This window comes from Rhizobium sp. 'Codium 1' (assembly GCF_020889605.1).
Classification (GTDB): Bacteria; Pseudomonadota; Alphaproteobacteria; order Rhizobiales; family Rhizobiaceae; genus Allorhizobium; species Allorhizobium algae.
The window spans coordinates 905,335-911,605 of the sequence record NZ_JAJGPW010000002.1 but is presented as its reverse complement, the minus strand read 5'-3'; the positions used below and the strand labels follow the sequence as shown (position 1 = coordinate 911,605).

The window sequence follows — 6,271 nt, the reverse complement described above, 5'->3', positions numbered from 1 at the left end:
ATCGGGAATATTCCGCCAGCCGAAGCCGAGGAGCAGTATTACGCCATGCTGGACCCGCCAGCTATGGCCGCATAACTTAAACGAAATGGCCTCCGGAAAACCCGGAGCGGTTCAATCTTGCCAGATGCCAGGCGCGTCATCAGATCGTTTTGCGCCGCGGTGATGAACTGCTGCTGCACGTCGATCCCTCACGTTCTGTACTGAACCAAAAGCCGGAAGCGGTTCAGAACCGGTGACGTCCTCGTTCCATCGCTCCAGATGCGGTTCCGTGCCAAATGCTCTCAGTGGTCAGAATCTCGGCGCCTGAACCACTGGCCGCATATGGCTGTCATGCCGATCAGCCTTTGGATAGTTCGGTGGCAAGGCCGAGCAAGCGCTGTGCTGCCTTCAGATGGGGGGCATCGATCATGCGGCCGGCGAATGTCAGTGCTCCCTTGCCGGGATTGGCCTCAAAAGCGTCGATGATCGCCTGCGCCTCGGCCAATTCTTCCAGTGTCGGCGTAAATGCCTGGTTTATCAGAGGGATCTGCGCGGGGTGGATCGCCATGATGCCGCTGAAGCCGTCAAAGCGCGCGCGCCTCGCATGGGCTGCCAGGCCGTCTTGGTCGGCGATGTCTGGATACACGGTCTCGATCGCTGCGACGCCGCTCGCATGGGCGCTCAACAAGGTGAGAGAGCGTGCCAGTTCGTAAGGTGCGGTATAGCGACCCGTCTCGTCGCGCGCGCCAAGCGCGCCGATGGCGGCGGGAAGGTCTTCGGCGCCCCAGGTCAGGCCAAGAAGGCAGGTCTTGACCGATGGATAAGATCCCAACTGGAAGATCGCGGCCGGGGTCTCCGTCGCAATCGGCAGGACCGGAATGCCGGGTGCTTTTGCGATGAGGGCTTCAACGCTTGATGCTCCCTCTGCCTTCGGCAGCACGAGCCCCTCCGGCTTGGCGTCAAGGATCGCGGAGAGATCGGCGTCCAGGAGGTCGCCCTGAAGCGGATTGACGCGGACGAAGAGCCGGATCTTACCTTTGGCCTTTCTCAGAAAATCGGCCGTCGCCACCCGTGCCGCAGGCTTGGCGTCAAGTGTCACGGAGTCCTCGAGGTCAAGGATCAGGGCATCGGCGCCGTAGCCGAGTGCCTTCTCCATTCGGTCGGGCCTGTCACCGGGAACAAAGAGCAGCGAGCGCAGCCTCATTGCGGTCTCCGTGAGACGAGTGCGGAGCGCAGGCACTGGCAGATCACTTCGTTGCGCTGGTTGAAGAGCTCATGCCTGAACGTGACGATGCCGGCGGTCGGGCGCGATCGACTTTCTCTAAGGTCGGCAATCTCGGTTTCGGCCCGCATCGTGTCGCCGATGAAGACGGGTTTCGGCATGACGAGCTTGTCATAGCCGAGGTTGGCGACCAGCGTGCCGAGCGTTGTATCACCCACGGACAGGCCGACCATCAGCGAAAAGGTGAAGGTGCCATTGACGAGGATCTGGCCGAATTCGCTCGCCTTCGCCGCTTCGACATCGAGATGCAGCGGTTGCGGATTATGGGTCATCAGCGTGAACAGCAGGTTGTCCGTTTCGGTCACCGTACGCCGGATCTCGTGAGAGATCCTGTCACCGACTGTCCAGTCGTCAAAATAGCGTCCGGCCATCATCCCTCTCCCTCGATCCTGACGAGCAGGCTGCCCTCGACCACCTGACTGCCCAGGCAGGCTTTCAATTCAGCCACGGTGCCGTCGAAAGGCGCATGCAGCACCTGCTCCATTTTCATGGCCTCGATGGCGATCAGTGGCTGACCGCGTTTGACCACGTCTCCCTCGGCAACGGAAACGGCGATAATGATGCCCGGCATCGGCGCGACGATGGCACCGTCGCCTGAGCCGGATCCGTGACCACTATGCCCCGCGCGCGGTGCCGCGAACTCCCAGGCCTCGCCATCATGGAAGAGGACGCCGTTTTCCGTTCGGACGGTCGCCTGTGCCGGATTGACCTCAACCAGATAGGGCCTCTTTCCCACGTCGACGGCAACCCGTCGGTCAATTTCGGCATTGAGACGAAATCCAGCCCGCATGGCCCAGACATCCGGCGAGCGCTTCTGCAAAAGGGCCGTCGCTGCGGCCTGCAAAACCGCTTCAGCCGGCTTTTCCGGTGGCACGAGGTCTTTGGCATGTCGCTCGATAAAGCCTGTGTCGACGGCGCCAGCGAGGAAGTCGGGATGAGCGAGCGCGCGCACGAGGAAACCGGCATTGCTATGCACCGGCCAGATCTCGACCTTCCTCACGCCGTCGCAAAGCTTATGGACCGTCTCTTGCCGGCTTGCGCCGTGGCTGATGAGTTTGGCCAGCATCGGATCGTAATGCGGGGTCACTTCATCTCCCTCTTCGACGCCGCTGTCGATCCTCAACGTGTCCGGCAGGCGCAGATGGTCGAGCCGGCCGATCGACGGCAGGAAACCGGTTGCGGGATTTTCCGCATAGAGCCGCGCTTCCATGGCCCAGCCGGTGATGGAAAGTTGATCCTGAGCCAATGGCAGAGGCTCGCCTGACGCAATGCGCAATTGCCACTCGACCAGATCCTGTCCGGTGATCGCCTCGGTCACGGGATGCTCGACCTGGAGACGTGTGTTCATTTCCATGAACCAGATGCGGTCCGCGCGCAGGCCCTCAGAGGCATCGGCGATGAACTCGATCGTGCCAGCGCCGATATAGTTCACCGCGCGTGCTGCCTTCACGGCGGCCTGGCAAACCGCATCCCGGGTCAAGGCATCCATGCCGGGCGCCGGTGCTTCTTCGATCACCTTCTGGTGACGGCGTTGCAGAGAGCAATCGCGCTCAAAGAGATGTACGACTTGGCCCTTTCTGTCGCCGAAAACCTGTACCTCGATATGACGCGGCGAGAGGATATATTTCTCGATCAGCACGCGGTCATCGCCGAAGGAAGACGCCGCCTCGCGCCGGCAACTGGCAAGTGCCGCCGCAAAATCCTCCGCCCGCTCGACGCGGCGCATGCCCTTGCCGCCACCGCCGGCCACCGCCTTGACCAGCACCGGATAACCGATGGCATCGGCCTCGCGTTGCAGACGTTCCGGGCTCTGGTCGTCACCAAGATAACCCGGTGTCACCGGCACGCCCGCCGCGATCATCCGTTGTTTTGCAGCATGTTTCAGGCCCATGGCCCTGATGGCAGCGGGCGGCGCCCCGACCCAGACGAGACCTTCGGCCATCACGGCTTCGGCAAACTCGGCATTTTCCGACAGGAAGCCATAACCGGGATGGATTGCCCCGGCTGCGCTCCTCCTCGCGGCTTCGAGGATGCGGTCCTGCCGCAGGTAGCTGTCGCGTGCCGGCGCCGGACCGATCGGCAGAGCCTCATCGGCCTCGCGCACGAAGGCCATGCCGGCATCCGCATCCGAATGGACGGCGATCGTCCGGATGCCAAGCCGTTTGGCCGTGCGAATGATCCGCCGGGCGATTTCACCGCGATTGGCAATCAAGAGACTTTCGATCATCTTCGCCTCACATCCGGAAGATGCCGAACTGCGCCCGGTCGGGGATCGGGGCGTTCAGCGTTGCGGAAAAGGCGAGGCCGAGCACGTCGCGGGTCTGGGCCGGGTCGATGATGCCGTCATCCCACATCCGCGCCGTGGCGTAATAGGGGTTGCCTTCGTCCTCGTATTTCTGACGGATCGGCGCCTTGAAGGACTCGGCTTCCTCCGGCGTCCATCCTTCGGCGTCGCGATGGACGGTCGCCAGCACGGAAGCGGCCTGCTCGCCCCCCATCACGGAAATCCGCGCATTCGGCCATGAGAACAGGAAGCGCGGCTGAAAGGCGCGGCCGCACATGCCGTAATTGCCGGCCCCGAAACTGCCGCCGATCAGCACGGTGACCTTCGGCACTTGCGCGCCTGCGACCGCTGTCACCAGCTTGGCGCCATGTTTGGCAATGCCTTCCGCTTCGTATTTTCCGCCGACCATGAAGCCGGAAATGTTCTGCAGGAAGAGCAACGGAATGCGTCTCTGGCAGGCGAGTTCGATGAAATGGGCGCCCTTCAGCGCACTTTCGGAAAACAGGACGCCATTGTTGGCAAGGATGGCAATCGGAATGCCCCAGAGATGCGCGAAACCGCAGACAAGGCTCGCACCAAAAAGCGGCTTGAACTCCTGCAGTTCGGAACCATCGACGAGACGGGCGATCACCTCGCGCACATCATAGGGTCTACGCAGGTCCTGGGGGACCACGCCGTAGAGATCGTCTGCGTCGAACAGGGGCGGGCGCGGATTGGCAAGCTCGATGTCCACCGTCTTCGGCCGGTTCAATGTCGCAACAATGTCGCGCACGATCAGCAGCGCGTGTTCGTCGTTGTCGGCGACATGGTCGACAAGGCCGGACTTGCGACCATGGATCTCCGCGCCACCCAGATCCTCGGCGGAGATCACTTCGCCGGTTGCGGCTTTGACCAAAGGTGGGCCGGCGAGAAAGATCGTGCCCTGGTTGCGGACGATCACGGTTTCATCGGACATGGCAGGCACATAGGCGCCGCCTGCCGTACAGCTTCCCATGACGCAGGCGATCTGCGGAATGCCGGCGGCAGACATCTGCGCCTGATTGTAGAAGATCCGACCGAAATGATCGCGGTCGGGAAAGACCTCGGCCTGGTGCGGCAGGTTGGCGCCGCCGGAATCCACGAGATAGATGCAGGGCAGGCGATTTTCCCAAGCGATTTCCTGTGCTCTCAGGTGCTTCTTTACCGTCATCGGGAAATAGGCGCCGCCTTTCACCGTCGGATCATGGGCGATGATCATGCATTCGCGACCGGAGACACGGCCGATGCCGGTGATCATGCCGGCGCCAGGCGCCTCGTCGCCATACATGCCGCCGGCAGCCAGTTGGCCGATCTCGAGGAAGGGAGAACCGGCGTCAAGGAGCCGCAGGACGCGATCCCGGGGCAGAAGCTTGCCGCGCGCAACATGACGCTGGCGATGGTTTTCCGCCCCGCCCAAGGCGGCGATTGCCACCTTCGACCGCAGTTCTTCGGCAAGCGCGGCGTTGCGTGCCGCATTGGCCTTGAAACTTTCGCTGCCAGGATCGAGCAGAGTGGAGTGAACGGGCATCAGCTCATGGCCTCCGCACCAATCACCTCCCGGCCGATCAGCATGCGGCGCACCTCGTTGGTGCCGGCGCCGATATCGAGGAGCTTTGCATCACGCCAGTAGCGCTCGACGGGCCAATCCTTCGTGTAACCTGCACCGCCCAGGGCCTGGATCGCCTGTTCGGCCACCTTCACCGCGTTCTCAGAGGCATAAAGGATTGCGCCGGCGGCATCCTGACGCGTCGTCTGGCCGGCATCGCAGGCGCGCGCCACCGCATAGACATAGGCACGGGCGGAATTGAGCGCCACGACCATGTCGGCGATCTTGGCCTGCATCAGCTGGAAGCTGCCGATGGGCTGACCAAATTGCCGTCGCTCCCTGACATAGGGCAGGACGACGTCGAGGCAGGCCTGCATGATGCCGAGCTGGATTCCGGACAGCACGACCCGCTCGTAGTCGAGGCCGGACATCAGCACCTTCACCCCGCCGTTCAGCGGACCCATGACGTTTTCGTCCGGAACGAAGCAGTCCTGGAAAACAAGTTCGGCCGTGGGCGATCCGCGCATGCCGAGTTTGTCGATCTTCTGGCCGATCGAGAAGCCGGGGAAATCCTTCTCGAGGAGGAAGGCCGTGATGCCTTTCGATCCCGCTTCAGGCTGGGTCTTTGCGTAGACTACGAGCGTTTGGGCATAAGGGGCATTGGTGATCCAGAACTTGGTGCCGTTCAGGCGGAAACCGCCCTCGACCCTGTCGGCGCGCAGCCGCATGGAAACGACGTCGGATCCGGCGCCTGCCTCGGACATGGCAAGGCTGCCGACATGGTCTCCGGAAATCAGTCCGGGCAGGTATTTCGCCTTCTGCTCTGTCGAGCCCCAGCGCGCGATCTGGTTGATGCACAGATTGGAGTGTGCGCCGTAGGACAGGCCGACCGAGGCTGAGGCGCGACTGATTTCCTCGCAGGCAACAACGTGTTCGAGATAGCCAAGCCCGAGACCGCCATCCTCTTCTGCAACAGTCATGCCATGCAGGCCGAGAGCGCCCATGGCTGGCCAGAGTTCACGCGGAAAGCGATCCTGCGCGTCGATTTCGGCAGAGATCGGCGCGATGCGTTCGCGCGCGAAACGCGCTGTCGTCTCGCGGATCGCCTCCGCCATTTCGCCAAGCCCGAAGTCCATTTCAGTCATGTGGCTTCCTCACCGAG

General features: G+C 62.5%; 5 protein-coding genes. All 5 read right to left on the bottom strand.

Annotated features, from left to right (window positions below; genetic code table 11):
- Positions 1–337: 337 nt before the first annotated feature.
- Genes LJE98_RS09440 through LJE98_RS09420 form a run of 5 tightly spaced genes read right to left on the bottom strand, consistent with a single transcriptional unit; the run spans position 338 to position 6,254 of the window.
- The gene (locus tag LJE98_RS09440; RefSeq protein ID WP_229574927.1) at positions 338–1,183 is read right to left on the bottom strand and encodes an HpcH/HpaI aldolase/citrate lyase family protein; all 846 of its coding nucleotides are present in this window, start codon (positions 1,181–1,183) and stop codon (positions 338–340) included.
- Positions 1,180–1,632 carry a MaoC family dehydratase gene (locus tag LJE98_RS09435; RefSeq protein WP_229574925.1) on the bottom strand — a complete coding sequence of 151 codons (453 nt, stop codon included), beginning with the start codon at positions 1,630–1,632 and terminating at the stop codon, positions 1,180–1,182. The genes LJE98_RS09440 and LJE98_RS09435 overlap by 4 nt, the downstream gene beginning before the upstream one ends.
- Complete coding sequence (locus LJE98_RS09430; protein WP_229574923.1) at positions 1,632–3,488, bottom strand: acetyl/propionyl/methylcrotonyl-CoA carboxylase subunit alpha; 1,857 nt, start codon at positions 3,486–3,488, stop codon at positions 1,632–1,634. Before LJE98_RS09430 ends, LJE98_RS09435 begins: the two co-directional genes overlap by 1 nt.
- Before the next feature lie 7 nt (positions 3,489–3,495).
- Positions 3,496–5,091 carry a carboxyl transferase domain-containing protein gene (locus LJE98_RS09425; protein WP_229574921.1) on the bottom strand — a complete coding sequence of 532 codons (1,596 nt, stop codon included), beginning with the start codon at positions 5,089–5,091 and terminating at the stop codon, positions 3,496–3,498.
- Complete coding sequence (locus LJE98_RS09420) at positions 5,091–6,254, bottom strand: isovaleryl-CoA dehydrogenase (RefSeq protein ID WP_229574919.1); 1,164 nt, start codon at positions 6,252–6,254, stop codon at positions 5,091–5,093. The genes LJE98_RS09425 and LJE98_RS09420 overlap by 1 nt, the downstream gene beginning before the upstream one ends.
- Positions 6,255–6,271: the final 17 nt, after the last annotated feature.